22 protein-coding genes are annotated in these 19,214 nt (G+C 37.6%); 15 read left to right on the top strand and 7 right to left on the bottom strand.

The window, feature by feature from the left end; translation table 11 throughout:
- Positions 1 to 34 precede the first annotated feature (34 nt).
- Positions 35 to 733, top strand: coding sequence for a glutathione S-transferase family protein (locus tag B7C41_RS16535; protein WP_085300063.1), 699 nt, complete (start codon positions 35 to 37; stop codon positions 731 to 733).
- A gap of 86 nt (positions 734 to 819) precedes the next feature.
- Positions 820 to 1,362 carry an RNA polymerase sigma factor SigZ gene (gene sigZ / locus B7C41_RS16530; RefSeq protein ID WP_085300062.1) on the top strand — a complete coding sequence of 181 codons (543 nt, stop codon included), beginning with the start codon at positions 820 to 822 and terminating at the stop codon, positions 1,360 to 1,362.
- Here sigZ and B7C41_RS16525 read toward each other — a convergent pair.
- Positions 1,359 to 2,297, bottom strand: coding sequence for a LysR family transcriptional regulator (locus tag B7C41_RS16525; RefSeq protein ID WP_085300294.1), 939 nt, complete (start codon positions 2,295 to 2,297; stop codon positions 1,359 to 1,361). The genes sigZ and B7C41_RS16525 overlap by 4 nt on opposite strands.
- A gap of 128 nt (positions 2,298 to 2,425) precedes the next feature.
- Here B7C41_RS16525 and B7C41_RS16520 point away from each other — a divergent pair, with 128 nt between their 5' ends.
- The 10 genes from B7C41_RS16520 (at position 2,426) to B7C41_RS16470 (ending at position 12,466) form a co-directional block, all read left to right on the top strand.
- On the top strand, positions 2,426 to 3,466 hold the full coding sequence (locus B7C41_RS16520; RefSeq protein WP_085300293.1) for a zinc-binding alcohol dehydrogenase family protein: 1,041 nt from the start codon (positions 2,426 to 2,428) through the stop codon (positions 3,464 to 3,466).
- A 67-nt stretch (positions 3,467 to 3,533) separates the two neighbouring features.
- Positions 3,534 to 3,824 carry a putative quinol monooxygenase gene (locus B7C41_RS16515; protein WP_085300061.1) on the top strand — a complete coding sequence of 97 codons (291 nt, stop codon included), beginning with the start codon at positions 3,534 to 3,536 and terminating at the stop codon, positions 3,822 to 3,824.
- A gap of 324 nt (positions 3,825 to 4,148) precedes the next feature.
- Complete coding sequence (gene tnpA, locus B7C41_RS16510; RefSeq protein ID WP_143764436.1) at positions 4,149 to 4,532, top strand: IS200/IS605 family transposase; 384 nt, start codon at positions 4,149 to 4,151, stop codon at positions 4,530 to 4,532.
- Positions 4,533 to 4,989: 457 nt separating this feature from the next.
- Entirely contained in the window at positions 4,990 to 5,619 is a 630-nt protein-coding gene (locus B7C41_RS16500; protein ID WP_085300058.1) for a PEP-CTERM sorting domain-containing protein, read from the top strand.
- A 430-nt stretch (positions 5,620 to 6,049) separates the two neighbouring features.
- Positions 6,050 to 7,105 carry a CNNM domain-containing protein gene (locus B7C41_RS16495; protein WP_085300057.1) on the top strand — a complete coding sequence of 352 codons (1,056 nt, stop codon included), beginning with the start codon at positions 6,050 to 6,052 and terminating at the stop codon, positions 7,103 to 7,105.
- Between the two features lie 118 nt (positions 7,106 to 7,223).
- Positions 7,224 to 8,567: a LysM peptidoglycan-binding domain-containing protein gene (locus B7C41_RS16490; RefSeq protein ID WP_085300056.1), complete on the top strand. Its 1,344-nt coding sequence runs from the start codon at positions 7,224 to 7,226 to the stop codon at positions 8,565 to 8,567.
- Between the two features lie 197 nt (positions 8,568 to 8,764).
- Positions 8,765 to 10,126, top strand: coding sequence for a serine hydrolase domain-containing protein (locus B7C41_RS16485; RefSeq protein ID WP_085300055.1), 1,362 nt, complete (start codon positions 8,765 to 8,767; stop codon positions 10,124 to 10,126).
- Positions 10,127 to 10,338: 212 nt separating this feature from the next.
- Positions 10,339 to 10,701, top strand: coding sequence for a GntR family transcriptional regulator (locus B7C41_RS16480; RefSeq protein WP_085300054.1), 363 nt, complete (start codon positions 10,339 to 10,341; stop codon positions 10,699 to 10,701).
- Complete coding sequence (locus B7C41_RS16475; RefSeq protein WP_085300053.1) at positions 10,701 to 11,558, top strand: ABC transporter ATP-binding protein; 858 nt, start codon at positions 10,701 to 10,703, stop codon at positions 11,556 to 11,558. Before B7C41_RS16480 ends, B7C41_RS16475 begins: the two co-directional genes overlap by 1 nt.
- Positions 11,558 to 12,466 carry a hypothetical protein gene (locus tag B7C41_RS16470; protein ID WP_085300052.1) on the top strand — a complete coding sequence of 303 codons (909 nt, stop codon included), beginning with the start codon at positions 11,558 to 11,560 and terminating at the stop codon, positions 12,464 to 12,466. Before B7C41_RS16475 ends, B7C41_RS16470 begins: the two co-directional genes overlap by 1 nt.
- Here the strand turns inward: B7C41_RS16470 and B7C41_RS20535 are convergent.
- On the bottom strand, positions 12,447 to 12,581 hold the full coding sequence (locus tag B7C41_RS20535) for a hypothetical protein (RefSeq protein ID WP_268875407.1): 135 nt from the start codon (positions 12,579 to 12,581) through the stop codon (positions 12,447 to 12,449). The two genes, B7C41_RS16470 and B7C41_RS20535, sit on opposite strands and share 20 nt — an antisense overlap.
- A gap of 70 nt (positions 12,582 to 12,651) precedes the next feature.
- Here B7C41_RS20535 and B7C41_RS16465 point away from each other — a divergent pair, with 70 nt between their 5' ends.
- Positions 12,652 to 13,182: a hypothetical protein gene (locus B7C41_RS16465; protein ID WP_085300051.1), complete on the top strand. Its 531-nt coding sequence runs from the start codon at positions 12,652 to 12,654 to the stop codon at positions 13,180 to 13,182.
- A 338-nt stretch (positions 13,183 to 13,520) separates the two neighbouring features.
- On the opposite strand, the gene B7C41_RS16460 is transcribed toward B7C41_RS16465, so the two are convergent.
- Complete coding sequence (locus B7C41_RS16460) at positions 13,521 to 14,552, bottom strand: PTS sugar transporter subunit IIC (protein ID WP_085300050.1); 1,032 nt, start codon at positions 14,550 to 14,552, stop codon at positions 13,521 to 13,523.
- A 422-nt stretch (positions 14,553 to 14,974) separates the two neighbouring features.
- On the bottom strand, positions 14,975 to 16,123 hold the full coding sequence (locus tag B7C41_RS16455; RefSeq protein ID WP_085300049.1) for an iron-containing alcohol dehydrogenase: 1,149 nt from the start codon (positions 16,121 to 16,123) through the stop codon (positions 14,975 to 14,977).
- Between the two features lie 157 nt (positions 16,124 to 16,280).
- Here B7C41_RS16455 and B7C41_RS16450 point away from each other — a divergent pair, with 157 nt between their 5' ends.
- On the top strand, positions 16,281 to 17,174 hold the full coding sequence (locus B7C41_RS16450) for an AraC family transcriptional regulator (RefSeq protein WP_085300048.1): 894 nt from the start codon (positions 16,281 to 16,283) through the stop codon (positions 17,172 to 17,174).
- 27 nt (positions 17,175 to 17,201) lie between these two features.
- On the opposite strand, the gene B7C41_RS16445 is transcribed toward B7C41_RS16450, so the two are convergent.
- On the bottom strand, positions 17,202 to 17,657 hold the full coding sequence (locus B7C41_RS16445) for an HPP family protein (RefSeq protein ID WP_085300047.1): 456 nt from the start codon (positions 17,655 to 17,657) through the stop codon (positions 17,202 to 17,204).
- Between the two features lie 107 nt (positions 17,658 to 17,764).
- Here B7C41_RS16445 and B7C41_RS16440 point away from each other — a divergent pair, with 107 nt between their 5' ends.
- The gene (locus B7C41_RS16440) at positions 17,765 to 18,316 is read left to right on the top strand and encodes a TetR/AcrR family transcriptional regulator (protein WP_085300046.1); all 552 of its coding nucleotides are present in this window, start codon (positions 17,765 to 17,767) and stop codon (positions 18,314 to 18,316) included.
- Between the two features lie 71 nt (positions 18,317 to 18,387).
- Here B7C41_RS16440 and B7C41_RS16435 read toward each other — a convergent pair whose 3' ends face one another.
- Both B7C41_RS16435 and B7C41_RS16430 read right to left on the bottom strand, forming a co-directional pair.
- Positions 18,388 to 18,765, bottom strand: coding sequence for a hypothetical protein (locus tag B7C41_RS16435; protein ID WP_085300045.1), 378 nt, complete (start codon positions 18,763 to 18,765; stop codon positions 18,388 to 18,390).
- A gap of 42 nt (positions 18,766 to 18,807) precedes the next feature.
- A complete protein-coding gene (locus tag B7C41_RS16430; RefSeq protein WP_085300044.1) occupies positions 18,808 to 19,113 on the bottom strand; it encodes a monooxygenase in 306 nt (101 codons plus the stop codon).
- Between the last annotated feature and the right edge of the window lie 101 nt (positions 19,114 to 19,214).

Here is a 19,214-nt window from a genome sequence, read left to right as displayed (position 1 = left end):
GGTATTAATTATTTAAATACAAGTGAGATTGAAAATGCTTAAAGTTATTAGTTTTAAAATCTGCCCTTTTGTTCAACGGGTAACCGCCGCACTTAACGCTAAAAATGTACCGTATGAAATAGAATATATTGACCTTAAAGATAAGCCACAATGGTTTTTAGATATTTCGCCTAATGGTCAAGTGCCGGTGTTGATCACTGAACTGGGCACAGCGTTATTTGAGTCGGACGCTATTGTTGAATATATCGAAGACGAATTTGGTGGTATTGAAGGGCATGTAACGAACGAGCAACGTGCAATAGACAGAGCTTGGAGTTATTTAGGTACAAAAAACTATTTAGCACAGTGTGGCACCATGAGCAGTAAAGACGAAGAAAGCTTTACGCAAAAGTCAGCCAAACTAAGCACCGTTTTTGCAAAAGTAGAGCAGCAGCTGTCGACAGCTAATACGTTTTTTAAATTTAATGCTTTAAGTAATGTTGATATTGCCTGGTTACCGCTGTTACATCGCGCTAATATTATTAAAAAACACACAGGTTTCGACTTTTTATGCGGGTTACCTAAAATGCAGGCATGGCAGGCGGCCTTATTAACATCAGGCGTTGCTGAAAATACGACATCTGCTGATTTTGAGGCGCTGTTTACCAACTTCTACCTAACAAATACTTTTTTAGTAACAGGCAATAGTCAGCAGCAAGATAGTCGTTGTGCCGAGTCAAGTTGTTGTGGCTAGCTTCTGACGTTGTAAGTCAGTTATTTCCAGTAATATTGAAACGGGTGTTTATCTTTATGCTGATACTCGTTTAGGAGTTTAGAGCGGTGAATGTAGAGTCAGTTTGGCGTGAATATCAAGCAAGTTTAAAGAGATTTTTGCATAAAAATGTCGCGAATCCTGATGATGTGGATGACTTACTACAAGATATTTTGTTAAAAAGTTATCAGAATTTAAATCATGTTAATGACATCAAAAAAGTGAAGTCATGGTTATTTCAAATAGCGAATAACACAATTATTGATTTTTATCGTAAGCGCAGTAAACATCATCAACTTGAAAATGAAGTGTTATGGTATTCAGAGCAGGATGAAAGCATTTTACAGCAACTTGCTTCATGTGCCGTGCCGTTTATTAATGCCTTACCTAAATTCGAGTCTGAGTTACTGACGGCTATAGAAATTAATGGTGTTTCACAAAAAGAATATGCGCAACAACACGGCATTAAATACTCGACTTTAAAATCTCGTGTGCAAAAAAGCCGTAAGTTATTATTTGGTTTATATAACAATTGCTGTGAGTTGTCGTTGGATGAACATGGCAATTTAATTGATTTTCAGGAAAAGTCTACTTATTGTAAGCCTTGTTAACTTTTGATTGCCTGTGCTGATAAAATTCCGGCATTAACAAGTTGTTGTAATAACGCATGGCACTTATTTCGAAACTCATCTCGCAGTAACCTTACTGCGGGTGTAATTGACTGTCGACTTGGGCAAATAATCCATAGTTCGGTATAAGTGGGTTGGTAGTCAGGTAAAACACTAACTAACTTACCTGCTAGCAAGTCTGCTGCAACATCTAATGATGATTTAGTCGCTAAGCCTTTCCCTGCAACACACCAACGTCTGACTAAATCACCGTCATTGCCGGCGCGATTACCACTCATTTTAATTTTAAACTTTTTTTCTTGATGGGTAAAATCCCAAACATCGTGAATAATGTCGTGAAGTTGATAAAAAAGGCCGTTGTGTGCCGTTAAATCATGGGGGTTTTTCGGTGTGCCATGTTGGTCTAAGTAACCTTGTGTGGCACACAATAAACGTGGCACGTTACATACTTTAAAGCCAAACATGCTTGAATCAGTAGGAGAGCCATAGCGGAGGGCAATATCGACTGAATCACGATAGAAATCTATGTTGCTATCACTTAAATTTACTTTCAAGCTAATGGCAGGGTGAGTTTGCATAAATTCATCAAGCCAGGGCACGACAACATTTCGCCCTAAATCAGAAGAAATTCCAAGACGTAATTCACCGTCAACAATAGCTAAATCATCTTTAACATTTTGTTTGGCTTGTTCAAGCATATCGAGTGCTTGTTGACAGTGAGGAAGATAGCGCTCTCCTGCGCTACTGACTTTCAAGCTGCGAGTTGTACGAGTAAAAAGCTCAATACCTACACTGCGTTCAACGCGCTTAACTGCAGCACTGGCGGTTGCTGTTTGCATATCTAAGCTGGCGGCAGCTGCAGTGATACTGCGAAACTCTGCCACCTTTAGTACTACTTGAAGATCTTCTAACTGCATACTTTCAATTATTTTTTGATAATATTTCAATTATTATGCTGTTTATTGGTGGTAAATCAAGCGCTATCATTCCTTTCAAGTTAAGATCAAAAGCAAGTTAACCAGTAAATAATTAAGTGAGAAGCATGATGAAAGCCATTGGATATACACAATCGTTACCAGTTACCAACCCACAATCTTTAATGGATATTGAACTACCTCAACCGATTGCTACCGGTCGTGATTTATTAGTGAAAGTAAAAGCAATCGCCGTTAATCCAGCCGATTATAAAGTGCGTTTAAATGCTGCACCCGCTGAAGGTGAATTTAAAGTGCTAGGTTGGGACGCTGTGGGTGAAGTGGTTAGCGTAGGTGAAAATACTAGTCACTTTGTACCCGGTGATATCGTTTATTATGCTGGTGATATAACCCGCCAAGGTAGTAATGCTGAATATCAATTGGTCGATGAACGTATTGTTGGTAAAAAACCAAAAAGCTTATCTGATGCTGAAGCCGCTGCCTTGCCATTAACCGCAATTACCGCTTGGGAATTATTATTTGAACATTTAGGTATTAAGCAACAATCACCAAATAGTATTGAAAAGTCAAATGAAGTTATTCTCGTTGTTGGCGCTGCTGGTGGTGTTGGTTCAATATTGCTGCAAATAGCTAAAGCGGTCACTGGCGCTACTATTATTGCAACAGCCTCGCGTGAAAGCTCAACGCAATGGGTGAAAAAATTAGGCGCAGACTATGTAGTGAACCACAATCTACCATTACAACCACAAATTGATGCCTTAATTACTAATGAAGGTATGGGCCAAGTTACTCATGTTGCAAGTTTAAATAGCACAGAGTCTTATTTTGAAACTTATACGGAATTATTAGTGCCATTTGGCAAAATTGCCATGATTGACGATCCGAAAATACCGCTAGATGTAATGAAGCTTAAGTCTAAAAGTTTATCGTTTCATATCGAGTTTATGTTTGCTCGTTCAATGTTTAATGCGGCCGATATGCAAGAACAAAGTCACTTGTTAAATCGTGTTGCTGAGCTAATTGACCAAGGTTATGTGCAAACGACTATTGGTAAAAATTTAGGTGCGATTAACGCTGAAAATTTAAGAGCCGCGCATCAAGAGTTAGAAGCAGGTAAGTCAATTGGTAAGCTAGTACTACAAGGTTTTTAATCAGTCTTAAAGGCTATCGAAAGCAATATTATTAATGAATGAAATAACTTAAAATTGAGAAATTATCATGGCTAAATTAACCATTGTTGCCAATATCAAAGCTAATGCTGATAAAGTTGCGCTAGTAAAATCTGAGTTATTAAAACTGATTGAAGTAACGCGAGCAGAAACTGGTTGTATTAACTACGACTTACATCAAGACAATGAAAACCCAGCGCATTTTATGTTCTATGAAAACTGGCAGTCACGTGAATTATGGCAAATGCATATGGCTAACCAACACTTGCAAGACTATATGAAAGCCACTGAAGGTGCCGTTGAAGAATTCACATTGAACGAAATGACGAAAATAAGCTAAATTTCTGTATCGCATATGATTAAGAAACCTCTCAAAAATGGGAGGCTTTTTGTGCATAACCTCACGTAAAAGTAGCTTTTTATGACGATTGTGTGTTTATTGGATAGTAAAACTGCATTACCTGCACTTTAAAAGATTGCTGACTTGGTTTCGACGCTAAATGCTGACAGATCTGTCACTTAACATTAATCACTTCAACATTGAAAGGCTCTATTAGGATGTTCATTTTCTTAGATTGTTAACTAGCGAAGCGTAAATATCGGGGGCAAGCCCCGGTGCTGGATAGTGTATACTGGAGGAACCCCAGTAAATGCTATTCTGTCCATGGAAACCCAAAGAAGTACACATCACGTTTGTCGATTAATGTATTACTTTGTTTGGGTACCGAAATATCGTCATAAAATCTTTAATGAGCTTTATCGTGCAACGATGAAGGCGATAATCCTGAAAGTTGGATATGATTACGATATTGATCTTGTCGAATTGGAAATTCCAGAAGACCATATTCATATGGTCATCAAGGGAATACCTAAACAATCACCAAGTGATGTAATGCAGATAATTAAAAGTATTACATCTCGTGAGTTTTTCAGGATTTATCCTGAAGTTAGAAAGACATACTTCTGGGGTGGTAAATTGTGGACTCAAAGTTACTTTGTTGAAACGATTGGAAATGCAACGGAAGAAGTGATCAGAAAATATGCTTAAGACCAGCTACTTGAATTAGATCGTAAAGAAATTAACTCAGACCAACTGAACCTGTTTTAAAAATCGGTCGCTTGCGGGCAAGATATTTATAATATGCCCTTTTGTTCAGCGTGTATACCGCACTAGCTGTTGCGGTTTGCATATCTATTGTTTTAAGTATATATGAAAGCAAGGTAGAACTTTTTATCTTCAAGAAAAGAAAAAATACTATCATAGATGAAGGTGTTTTTCGGGATGCACTAAAGTTCTCTGTTCTATTGGTAAACGCATTAATAAAGTTCAATGACGTCAAAGAGTTGTCATTTTTAAAAACTTATATAATAAATAATTAATTAGTCGTTAATGCTTTAAAAACAATGGATTGGGTGGTTGGTGTGTTATTTGCTTGGCTGTGGGGGATATATACATATTAGTTATCTCTATTCACATCTTACAGGTAAATACAAAAGGAACATACATGAAATTTAAGTTATGGGAGGCTCTTTTAGCTGGTTCAATTTTAGCTACTGCGAATGTAACAATGGCTGGACTTATTCAAGCTGATTATCTCACTGCAAACGATAACCTAGCCGTATACGATGAGAATACTGGCTTAACCTGGTTAGATACTGCGCTTACATCTGGTATGTTATATGCTGACGTTGGAAATGCTTTTCCCGGTTGGAGGGTTGCTACAAACACAGAGGTTGAAAGTCTATTCAGTGGCACTTTTTCGAATCTTAATTATGGTGCCAATGGTGTGTATACTAGCACTAATTTTTCATCAAACACTCTTGCTGAAGCCTCCAACTTCATCACCACATTTGGATACGCAGGTAATAATTATTCTGGTTCAAGATATTCATTAGCTTTTTATTTTGATGAAGATCTTAAATATAGAGCTGCGGGTGTGCGCACTATTGACGGCGTTCCATATTCAATTTTCGGACCTGAATGGGCTTATGATATTACAGGGTATGAAACAATAGGGCATGTGGATTATGGAGTATTTATGGTTAAAGGTGTAACTAGCACTGTTCCAGAGCCTTCTACACTTGCCATTTTGGGGTTGGGCTTAATAGGATTGCGCTATAGAAAGAAGGGTTAATATGTTAAATTTAATCCTGCGTGCCTATATATATTTATTTCTTTAGTTTGGTCACTGTTAGTCGATAATCGCTAAAAACCTACTAACTCAGTAGGTTTTTACTCATATGATTGAGCAAACAATAAAAAGTAATTAAAGTGTTTAGATAAATTCAATAAACGTTAATTTTCTCGTGGCTAGCGATCTCAGCGGTTACTCTCTCCTAAAAAATATCAGTTAATTATGACGAACGAGCCTGAAGGATCAAGATGGCTTTATCTATTGCTAATAGAATCGAACCAATATTAACCATGCCAGTTGCTATTTTTAATATGAATAAATGCTACTCATAAAAGTTATCTATGCTTAAGTGCAGCAGAAATTTATCCGTAAGGTTATGATATGCTATCTCCATAGTTTAAATACATTATGGTTTATTTGGAATTATTACGTGACATTACTTTTTATATATTTAGGCATTGCTATTGGCGTGTCGTTTTTGTGCTCAGTGTTAGAGGCGGTTTTATTATCGGTTACTCCAAGCTTTGTTGAACAAACGAAAGCAAAAAAACCTAAAGCTGGTGCGGTATTAGCGAAAGTTAAAAGCCGTTTAGATGAGTCTCTTTCTAGTATTTTAATTTTGAATACCTTTGCCCATACTATGGGGGCAGCAGGTGTAGGCTCGCAAGCAATCCAAGTGTTTGGCGAGCAATGGGAAACCTTAATCGCTGTATTACTGACGTTAGCAATATTGTATTTTTCAGAAATCATTCCAAAAACCTTAGGCGCGACATTCTGGCGTGGCTTAGCAGCACCTTCAGCCCATGTTATTACATGGTTAGTGAGAATAGTTTATCCGTTAGTGTGGATTTCAACGCGCTTAACACGTTTGTTTAAAACCGGTAAAGAAAATGAAATTACCCGTGAAGAAATTATTGCTTTAGCGTCATTAAGTCATAAAGATGGCAGCTTATTTTCACAAGAAAATGAATATTTATCGAATATATTAAAACTGCGAGAATTACGCACGGGGCAAGTATTTACACCTCGGACTGTCGTACATATGCTACACCAAGATGCTACAGTCACTGAAGCATTAAATCATGAACAAACTTCGCAATTTACTCGTATGCCGGTTTATGGAAAAACGGTAGATGATATTACAGGTAAAGTGATTAAAGGTGATTTGTATGAAGCCGAACGCAATGGTCATGGTCACGAAGCCATCAGTAACTTCATTATTCCATTAAAGCGAGTATCCGAAAAACTGCCTGTGCAGCAACTATTGGATATGTTTATTAAAAACCATGTACATATGGTTTTGGTTGAAGATGAATACGGGCAAACTTCTGGGGTGGTGACTTTAGAAGACGCAATTGAAACTTTGCTTGGTCGTGAGATTGTTGACGAAAGTGATGCTGTAACTGATATGCAGGCGCTTGCTCGTGATAAATATCGTGATCGATTACGGGAAGTTAAACAGCATGAGGACGAGCAATCTGACTAATATTCGTTTTATTGGCGAATATACTTGTTGTTTATTCGGCAATATTTAATTGACTTATGTGCGGCCAATGCCGCACAGTGCAGTACGAACATCAATCTATTGAGCAATATTTTCCTATATGTTGACATTATTTTCTCAGAAAAAATCTATACTGCTACTTGTACTCTTTTCTATTACTGCTTGTCAAAACACTCCTAAAATTAATGATGATGACCTTGCCACTAACGGCCATTTAGCGGCACCGAATGCTATCGCTCAAGCATTAATGTTATCGCCAGAACCGCTTATTTCAACGCCAATAGTGCATGATAATATATGGCAGCGTATTCGCAGCCAATTAAGTCTAACTGTGCCGGATAACAAAGAAGTTGCTAAGTGGCGTAAGTACTATTTGCGTCACCCTAATTTTATGATGACTATATCTGAGCGTGCTGAACCGTTTCTTTATTATATTGTTGAAGAAATAGAACGCCGTAATATGCCAATAGAGTTAGCTTTATTACCAATAGTCGAAAGCGCCTATTTACCTTATGGTGTTTCTAATCAAAGTGCTGCGGGCTTATGGCAGTTTATGCCTGTTGCCGCTAAACGTTTCAAGTTAACGCGCAATTGGTGGTACGACGGCAGACGTGATGTGGTTGCGTCAACCAATGCTGCTTTAGATTATTTTCAATTTTTTCACCGTACATTGGGTCAAGACTGGCTAAATGCCGTGGCAGCGTTTAATTCTGGCGAAGGGCGAGTTGGCCGTGCCATTGCTAAAAATAAACGCGGAAACAAGCCTTACGACTTTTGGTCGCTAGATTTACCACGAGAAACCACCGCTTACGTACCTAAGCTTTTGGCCATTATTGATATATTGCAACGAGCAGATGAATTCAATTATGTTTTCACTCCGATTAAAAACTCCCCTGCGGTTACTGCTATTTCGTTGGAAAGCCAATTAGACATCACACTAGCTGCTGAATGGACAAATATTGAGGCAAAAGAATTAGTTCGCCTTAATCCTGGCCTGAATCGCGGAGTGACCCCTCCGGATGATAGGTATAAATTATTGGTGCCTGTCGCTAGTGCCACAAAGTTGCAAAATAAATTGGCATCGACCAAGCGTACAGAATGGCTACGGCGACATGAATATAAGGTTAAATCAGGGGATACTTTAAGCGAAATTTCAGTCCAACATGGGGTTCAAGTATCAGCAATCAAACAGTTGAATCAGTTATCTTCACACAGTATCCGTGTTGGTCAAGTTTTAGTGCTGCCACTGACAAGTCATGTGCTCGATTTAAGTGAGTTTACGCGATATGGCACGAAAAGGCGTTACCATGTGGTTAAAAGTGGTGATAATCTGTGGGATATTAGTAGAAAATATAAAGTGAAAGTGCAAGATTTAGTGCGTTGGAATAAATTGTCGAACAATTCTTTATTGCAACCGAAACAAAAGTTAAAAGTATCTCTTTAATACAATTATATCTTAGCGTGTCAAATGACTAGGCTGCATACTTATTATCAACTTTGCTTGGTTATAAAGCTTCTATTGTGAGGCTTTTTTGTTGCCAAAATTATACAGAAAAAGCTCGTTACACTTAAAAATAAGCTGTAAGTGGCAGTTATAAATAAATAGGATAAGATAGGAAAAGCTTTAAAATAAGGATAGTTATGAAAAATATTACAATAAAAAAAGTTGCTTTAGCAGCACTCATGCTAACGACACCATTACTGCAAGTAAATGCGGTAGAGCTAAAAGAATACGACACGGTTTTAGAAAAATATATTGATACCACTGGCCCTGGCGTTGCGGTTATTGTCACTAAAAATGGTGAAACGCTTTATAAACAGGCACGGGGTTTAGCGAACATTGAATTACAAGTACCGATTCAAGCCGACACGGTATTTCGCTTAGGCTCAATCACAAAACAGTTTACTGGCGCCGCTATTATGATGCTAGTTGAGCAAGGAAAATTGTCTTTATCAGACAACTTACATAAATATGTTCCTGACTTTCCAACCGAAGGTAATACGGTCACCATTAAACACTTATTAACTCATACTTCTGGTATTGCAAATTATACGCAAGATGAAAAAATCATGGAAAAGGAGTTAAAAACACCCACCACATTAGACGCTATGATCAAGCGCTTTGCTGAACATCCAATGGCACTAAAAGTAGGGGAAGCGAATCGTTACTCGAATACAGGTTATGTGCTACTGGGTAAAATTATTGAAGTGGCTAGTGGTAAAACTTATGCAGAGTTTATTGAGCAAAATATTTTTGCCAAACTAGCAATGAAAAACAGTCGTTTCGGTGGCTTACAAGTTATTCCTAATCGCGCTAGCGGTTATTCTCAAGGTGAGAATGGTTACGTTAATGCTGGTTACATTGATATGATGTGGCCACATGCTGCAGGTTCATTATTATCAACGGTTGATGATTTAAATATATGGTTCAGCGCATTACGTAATGGCAAACTTATTTCTAAAAAGAGCTATAAGTCGATGACCTCAGCGGTTAAATTAAATGACGGCAGTGTGTCAAATTATGGTTTTGGTTTAGGTATGTTTAAGTTTAATAAATACGATGGCATAGGACATGGCGGTGGTATCCATGGTTTTGCCACTAATGCTTTATATATTCCTTCTGAAGATCTTTATGTAGCGGTACTGAATAATTACGATTCAGGCAATCCTAGCGAAATAGCGCGAATGTTAGCGGCTGTGGCCCTTGAAATTCCTCTACCTAAATTTGAAACAGTTACCTTAAGTAAAAAACATCTCAGTACAATGATGGGAGATTACAAACTGGACTCAGGTGACATAAGAAAGATATTTATCGAAGGAGATAATGTTTTTTCCATGCGCGGAGACGGCCATAAATGGCAAGTTTATCCTATGTCGAATAATGGCTTTTACTATGATAACAGCTTGAGTTATTTCACTATTGAAAAAAATACTCAAGGCCAGCAGGTGATGAATTTTTATCGCAACTTATCAGCTACACCGGAAGTTGCGGTTAAACAATAACCAGCTAATTAGGCAATAAAAACAACGCTGTTATTGATGCTTATCGATAACGGCGTTTTTTTTATTTAGTCTTAAAGTAGCAGTCAGTAAATTTAACTGCTTGATATTAATCCTGAAACGTTCATTTACATTTAACAATATTCAAATATTTGCACAAGGTGTGTTGGTGATGTATAACACTATAGTGGATAAAAGTAATCAAGGAAATAATAATGCCGACACCATGGGATCCAGACACACCGATCTACATTCAGTTGTACCAGCAAGTGGTCACACGAATTTTAGATGGTTATATCACTGAAGGCGAGCCGCTACCTTCTGTGAGAAAAGTTGCAGCGGAATACAAATTGAATCCAATAACTATTTCTAAGGCGTATCAAATGCTACAGGATGAAAACATTGTAGAAAAACAACGTGGTAAAGGCTTGTTTGTAAAGCATGGTGTGCAAGATATTATTCTAAACCGTGAACGAGAAAGCTTTCTCTCTTCTCAATGGCCAAAAATTCTTCAACAAATTAATCGTTTGAAGCTTTCAGCTGAAGATTTATTACCATCAACATTGGAGACTAAATAATGACAACATTAATCTCTATTAATGGCTTAACTAAAAGCTATGGCAGTAAAAAAGTTGTTTCCGATGTTAATTTAACCGTTAAAGCAGGGCAAATATTAGGATTGGTTGGGCCAAATGGTGCGGGTAAATCTACCTGCTTACAGTCACTGTTAGGTTTATCTAATTTTAGTGGTGATATTGATGTGCTGGGTTATAACCCACGTACACAGCGTGCTGAAATGCTTAATGAAGTTGCTTATATCTCTGATGTCGCAGTATTGCCTAAATGGCTTAAAGTTGAGCAAGCGCTGGCCTATATGGCAGATATTCATCCTAACTTTAATCGCGAGAAGGCAGAGCTCTTTTTAGCAAAAACTAATATCGAACATGCTGCAAAAGTGAAAACCTTATCAAAGGGCATGGTAACGCAATTGCACTTAGCCTTGATATTAGCCATTGACGCGAAAGTATTAGTGTTAGATGAGCCGACCTTGGGCTTAGATATTCTTACTCGTCATCAATTTTATAATCACTTACTTGAAGATTTTTATTCTGAAGAAAAGTGCATTATTGTCACTACCCATCAAATTGAAGAAATTGAACATATATTAACTGACGTAGCGTTTATTCAAAATGGTGAATTAGTCTTAAATGAAAGTGTTGAAGATATGCGTGAGCGCTTTAAATTACTCGCGTTAACTAACGAGCACCTAACGCAAGCTAAAGAGTTAAAACCAATACATACCAACAGTTTAATGGGCTTAACGACAATGTTATTTGACCATCTAAGCACTGAAGATCTACAACCTTTTGGTAGCATTAGTTCACCGAGTTTAGCTGATATATTTATTGGTATGATGACCAAGGAGACGGTGTAATGAATATCTCACTATTAACCATGAGTGTTAAAAAAGAATTATGGGAATTCAATAAACTATTGCTTTGGGTACCAATCATTATTCTGACCATGATGGTGGCAGCACCGTTATTGCAATTGATGATAATAGAGGACTATCAATGGAATGGGTTGCTTAATTTTCTAACGCAATTACAGCACAGATCCTTAGATGAAGGGTTAGCACAGTTTTCATTTGCGGCTATTCAGGGGTTATTTATACCGTTCATGGTCGTTGCTGTGATTATTCAGCTTTATTACTTTCTAGTGTGTTTATTTGATGAAAGACGCGATATGTCAATCTACTTTTGGCGTTCAATGCCGATATCTGACGCGGCGACAATAGGAACTAAATTATTCACTGGTGCTTTTGTTATTCCTGGAATATTTATGCTCGCTGCTACGGTGACGCTACTCATTGCCATATTATTAGCCGCTGTTTTTTGCCTTGTGCTTTCTAGTGGTTACGATATATCGTTATGGCATATCTGGGGTAGTTTCGATATTTTTAGTAATATTTTGCTAATTTGGTTAAGTCTCTTTCCTTTTGTTTTATGGCTATTTCCACTATTTGCTTGGTTAATGCTCATGTCGATGTTTGCTAACAAAGCACCATTTTTATGGGCCTTGTTACCCATTATTATGCTTGTTTTGGTAGAAGCTTTTATTGTGCATTACTTTAATTTCAATTCGTCATTCTTCATACAAGCACTAACGGATTATTTTGGTATCAATGATAATACGCTTCGAGATAATTTTACTCACGAAAGTGCTATGCATTTAATGCCAATGAAAGTATTGATGTCAAAAGTGAGTGTTATTGCTGTTGCTGTGGGTGCTGGACTGATGTATTTAACGTATTGGTTGCGAGTTAATCGAAGTCATCTTTAATTTGTGAGGTGGAATATTTAAAACTATCAGCTAAAGCTGGATGCTTTTGAAAGTGTTCATCTTTAGTTTTTTTATCTTGCTTATTCTCATACATTGCACCTGAGTTAATTTTCATTTTAAGTGAACTTATTACGCGATAACTACGTAGTGGTTCTTAACGTTTAAGTACTTTATAGAGAATAATATTGATGAAAGCATTTACACTTATTATTGGCTTACTGTTTATCTCCGGCTGCAGCACGGTATACCCAAATAAAGATATTACTGGTTTGGCCTTTCCGGTAGTGACGGGTCAATCACTAGAAAAAAATACGGTCGCTATTCCAACTGATTTTAAAGATGAAATGACCTTACTATTAATTGGCTACAAACAAAATTCACAGTTTGATATTGACCGTTGGTTAATTGCATTAGATATGACGGAAACAAAAGTGAGTGCATATGAAATACCGACTATACAAGGCTTGTTCCCGCAAATGTTTAGCACGGTGATTGATAATGGTATGCGAGCTGGCATACCGAAGCCTTTATGGAAAGGCGTTATTACCGTATATAGCGACGGCGATAAAGTACAAGCTTTTACAGGTAACGAAAATGCATCGAATGCTCGGGTAGTATTGCTAAATAAGCAAGGTAAGGTAGTGTACTTCTATGATCAAGGCTTTGCTGTTGCAGCACTAAACGAGGTGAGAAGCCAGCTAGCAAGTCAGCCTTAAGAAGAATAACTTATTAGCTAACAAAATATAAGCGAGTATTGGAAATCCATACACGCTTGTATTTACTCATCACTAAACTTTAGTTAGATTATTTAACGTATTGGTTACGTGTGGATAGAAGCCAAACATGAGTAATAAATTTTCGTAATTTATAAGAAATTTTTGCGGATGATTTTATTAATAAACTTTTAAGTTTATTATCGAAAAATAATTTTTTTGGTGTTATTTAATGCTTTGATTTCACTTAAATGTTGAGAAATTATCATTCAAGAGTCAAGTTAAGTAAAAAACGCCGCATAGTTGGGATATGCGGCGTGTCAGTATGAATAGCTGACTAATTAAGCTGAAGCAGTTTGTAAATTGTTCGTTTTATTAGTACGTTTTTGATCTAATTTTAGATGGATGCTAGTACCAACATAGCCGGCAACAATGCCACCGATTGCTGCAAAAAATATTGCCATTAACACCGTACTTGCATCGTTAAAGGCGAAGGGTGCTAATAAGCCAGGAATTGGAGCAGCTGTGCCAGGAGCGTTGTTTATAATATTAAAATAAACGGCAGCTAAGCCGGCAAAGGCACCACCGAAGAAGTTACATGAATATATTTTAAAGGCATTTCGAGTGACGATGTCAGCTTGAGTTAGTGGCTCAAGCATAATGGCAACAACTTTATTATTATCACCCAGTTTTAAACGTTTCATTAAAATACCATTGGTGAAAGAGCCACCAACACATGCCAATGCCGCAATGCCCATTGGCAAACCAGTTAAGCCAAGAATCGCCGTTAATGCCATTGAGCTTAGTGGTGAGGTGCATATCATTTTAATTAGACCACCAAGTAAAAAACCCATCACATAAGGTGATGCTGATGTTGCCTCAGTAATCGCAGAACCTATTATGGCCATTATGCTATCGACAAACGGGCCGGAAGCATGTGCTAGCATATAGGCAATTGGAGCTAGTACTAATGCGCCGACAATAATATCGATACCTTCTGGTAAGTGCTTTTCAATTCTATTTGCTATGAACGCGCAAATGTAGCCAGCAATGAAGCCTGCAAGAATCCCTGTACCCTTTGTGGCTATTGCCGCTACCAAAGCGAATACTGGGTTAACCCCTAATGCGAGAGCAACAAGTGCAGCGGCAGCGGGACCTCCCATAGAACCAGCAGCTAAACCGGTTTCTTTTAGCATTGCAATACCAAAAAAATCACCAGAAATATAAGCATGGACAGCTTCTACTAAAAAGCTTGCTACTGCAGCTGATGCCAAGCCCCCCATCGCTTTGCTGCCGTGAGGGGCATAACGACTGAATAACGAGAAAGCCATCAAAGCCGCCAGTAGAAGAGTGATACCTTTTAATAGTTCCATAAGTTTCCTATGTCTAGTACTTGTTGATCGTTTTTTAGCTCAATTTTCGATTTTTGACGCTATATTTACTGTCACTCTATATTTGGTGTTAAGTAAATTCGTAGCGATTAAAACGTGAGTAATACGATTTAGTTAAATAATTTGTTAAAGCATTATTCACAATTACCGGATGTAAAACTTGAGCTAGAACAATAAAATTACACTAAAGTGGTCTGATGTTCATTATAGGAAATAAAGTTTAGCTTAGGAAACCTAACCTTAATGCTTTTAACTTATTGTATGTTTAGGTTTTTTATCTGTTCAATATAAAGCTGTTGAAACTGATTTTTTATTTAACGATTAGTGACAATAATTGCGATGAAAGGAAAAAGTGAGTATTGAAAATTATACTCACTTTGCTTTAGGGTTGTACTTTAGATGAGTTATTTAATTGCTAACTCTAAAATTTCACGACTTTGCGTTAAGGTAATCGCTTGGTTTTCACCTAGTTTTACCATGTTGTGAGCGGTTAATTGTCCGATGATTTTATCAATAGCTGCAGCCTTGTCTTCACCATGCTCTGTCAATTGTGTTGCAACATTTAAGCTGTGGTAAAACGCTTCTATCGCAGCAATAGTACGCTCAGCTAAATCGTCGCCAGCAGGTAAGGAAAAAACATTGCTACCTAACTGTTCTAACTTAGCTTTTTTAACCACTAATTGGTTGCGTAATAATGACGGTTGTACAATGGCAAGTGAGCGGGCATGGTCAACACCGTAAATTGCTGTTAATTCATGGCCAATCATATGGGTAGCCCAATCTTGTGGTACGCCTGTACCGATTAAACCATTGAGTGCTTGGTTGGCAGTCCACATTAGGTTTTCACGCCAATTTAATGTTTCGCGTTGGTCGTATTGTTCCGCTAATACTAATAAGTTCTTTAATAATGCTTCTGCGTAACCGTCTTGTACCATTGCACCTGTCGGCATTGTTAAGTATTGCTCACAAATATGTACCCAAGCATCAACAAGACCATTAATTAATTGGCGCTCTGGCAAGGTTTTCATGGCATCGGCATCAAGCACGGCAAACTTCGGCTGTACTGCAGGAGCGAAGAATGGCAGTTTATCTTGGGTTTCAGCACGGGTGATAACTGATGCTGCATTCGATTCTGAACCTGTTGCAGGCAAGGTAAGTACTGCGCCAATAGCTATCGCTTCTGTAACGGTATGTTTGCCTAATAAAATATCCCAGCCAGCACCGTCATAACATGCAGCAGCGGCAACATATTTAGCGCCATCAATCACTGAACCACCACCAACAGCAAGTATATAGTCAATTTTTTCAGCTTTTGCGATAGCGACGGCTTTATCTAAAGTTTCCATGGTTGGGTTAGCTTCAACGCCTGAAAATTCTAACCAAGTGTGATTTGCTAATGCATCTTGCACTTGCTGGTAAACACCATTTTTTTTAATTGAACCGCCACCATATATAACCAGTACTTTGCTGGTACTTGGAATAGCGCTACTAACACTGGCAATTTTGCCTTTACCAAAATGAATATGAGTTGGATTAACGTATGAAAATTCCATGAAACACCTTTATATTTTATCTAATGAAAAAGCACGCTTACTTTTGATGTGTTGCATATTAATGTATTTTTAATTAATGAAATAGCCATATTTATCGATATTCATTGCCTATTTGTGTAAAATCAACAAAGACTTAAATTTTCTCCTCGGATAAACTATGCCAACGTTAGCGTCATTAATGCAGTCTTTTTCAGATTTTAAATCATTGAATGAGCTCAATGGCGCCTATCGTACGGTGATCCCCGGCGTAAAATTTTATCGTGCTAGCAATAGTAGTGATAAACAACCTTTGCTTTATCAGTCGGGCATTATTGTTATAGGGCAAGGACGCAAACATATTCATATTGCCGACAATTGTGTGCAATATGGCCCCGGTGACTACTTGGTACTTGGCGTACCTATGCCATTAGAATGTGAGGCGTTTGCTGAAAATGGTTTGCCAATTTTAGGCCTAGCCATTGATGTTGACTCCCATACTTTACATAAAATTGTTGGTCAAATTGAAGCACAAAGTAAGGCTGTGAACCATGTCAATCAAAAGGATAAAAGTATTCTCGATTTTGGTGTTAAAGCTAATACCTTATGTGAAGACTTCAATTATACGGTAACTCGATTACTTAAGGTTTTACACAATGATAGTGAAGCCGCCATTTTAGGCCCTGCCATTGTCGAAGAAATTGTTTATCGTACGTTGATTGGAGAAAATGGTCATATCTTGTTTGATTTAGCCCATCATGATGGCCATTACGCAAGAATAGCGCGAGTTCTTGATACCTTGCATAACAAATATGCTGAACTAATCTCGGTAGAGAGTTTAGCTGAGCAGGCACATATGAGTGTCTCGGGGTTCCATCGCGCATTTAGGCAAGTTACCAGTGAAACACCTTTGCAATATTTAAAGAAAATACGTTTAAATAAAGCTAAAGATTTAATTGTCACTGATGGTAAGCAGGCAACAGAAGCTGCTGCCTTAGTGGGTTATAGTAGTCCATCTCAATTTAGTCGTGAATTTAAACGTCACTTTAATGCTACGCCGAGATCTATTGTTTAACGTTATCAAAGATAAAAAACCAACAGTCTAAGACTCAGTGAGCAATCGGCTACGCACATGAGTCATCAATATTCCGCACAATACTATGGTAACAGCGCCAATGAGCACTGGTGTGATCAAAAAACTCCAACTTTGCCCTGTCATCATAATGAGTAACGGATTTGCCCCCGCAGGTGGATGCGTGGTTTTACTCAGCAACATTGCGCTAACTCCTAAGCCCGTTGCCAATGCTAATGTTAGTGGTGTTACGCCAACAAATGAAATGAACGTTAAGCCAACTATCGCTGTAATTAAGTGACCAAAAATAACATTTTTTGGTTGTGCTAACGGGCTAGTTGGCACGCCAAAAACTAATACTGCAGTTGCGCCAAAGGGGGCCATTATCAAAAGGTAGTCACTTTGGTTGCTATCGAGAAAGGTCAATATACCGATTGCTAATGCACTACTCAAACCTGCAAATATTGCTGAATATAGGTTTTTCATCACTTCCTCGCTATTTAATAATTTATGGAGACAACTTTGTCTACCTTTATATGGTAGACAAATCGGTCTCCTTGTGTCAAGGTTGTTGTGCAAATATAAGGAATGATATGAACGAGAAAAAGCATTTACTGACGATGACTGCCTTGGATTTATTTTATAAAAACGGCATAAATTCTGTTGGTATTAATGAAGTTTTAAAAGCCTCTGGTGTCGCAAAAAAAACTTTATACAATCATTTTGTTAGCAAAGACGCGTTAATTATTGCGACTTTGGAATACAGGCATAATGTCTTTTTGCACTGGCTGAAGCAAAGCTTAGCTAATTCGACAACAAATGAAGAACTAGTCAGATATTTGTTTAACGCTTTAACACGCTGGTTCAATAATGAAGTGCCTGAACTAACAAGTTTTAATGGTTGTTTTTTTATTAATGCCGCGGCTGAATGTGCTGGGCAAAGTGAAGAAGTTATCACTTATTGCCGATTTCATAAGGGGCAAGTGCGACAGTTAATAGCAAGTCATATGCAAACTATTGATGAACAGTTGTTAGATATGATTTGCTTACTTAAAGAAGGCGCAATTACCTCAGCTTACGTCAGCCAAGACCTGCAAGCAGCTCAAAAATGCTTACCTTGGTTAATGAGTTATATGAAAAAGTAAGTCATTGAGCACTAATGACTCACTTAGTCTAAAGCTTGGAAAAGCATGTTGAGATGGAGATTGAATCCCTATTAAGCATTACTTCGTAATTGCCAAACACATGCCAGCGTAAGTAGAGCAAAGAAAACAGGGTCTGACCAACCCAAGCTAGAAAACGTACCAATAAAGCAGGCGTATGCAGTAATAGCAAAACCTATGCTGTTAGTTAATGCCAAACTTAGTAGTAACTTTTTAATCGCCTGACTTTTTGCTTCAATTTCGCGAAACATAAAGGCTACAATGCCTATTCCCACAAGAAATATACTGTTGTGTTGTGACAAAAAAAGTGCATATTTGTCGTTAATTTCTAAGCCATATAATGGCCACAGTAGCGTGGGAATAAAAAATAAAGCAAAAGCAAAGATAAAATAAATTGTGCTATGTATGGTCAAAAATATTTTGATGCTCATGTGCTGATCCTGTTTAATTTTGTAGATAAACCAGTAAAAAGGTTATTTAAATGCGCCGTGGTTGATGCTGGTTAAATTTTCATTTACATCAAAAATTTTACTGATAACTTCATTAACCCCGAAGCTTTTAAGGCGAGCAGCGTGCATGGCTAAATATGCCAAAGCTGTTTCTTCACTTTCAAATAAATAGATACCGCCGCCTTCTTTATCTTTTTCACTTTCTGTCCAAATTTTCCAAATAAAGCCTGGTTCTTGATTAATAGACTCGGCAAGATCTTTTAAAGTGCTTGCCATTTCATCACCAAATGGGCCGTTAAATGCGAAATGTAGTTGTAGTAATTTTTTCATGGTATTGCCTCTATTTGTCTATGTTGAGTAACGTCGTTTTAATAAACACCATTTTACTCGTAAAAAATGTACAATAAAGTTCATAATTTACTGCTTATATG

This window comes from Cognaticolwellia mytili (assembly GCF_002104475.1).
GTDB lineage: Bacteria > Pseudomonadota > Gammaproteobacteria > Enterobacterales > Alteromonadaceae > Cognaticolwellia > Cognaticolwellia mytili.
Note: the sequence above shows the minus strand (reverse complement) of the source record. Positions and strands in the feature narration are given on the sequence as shown.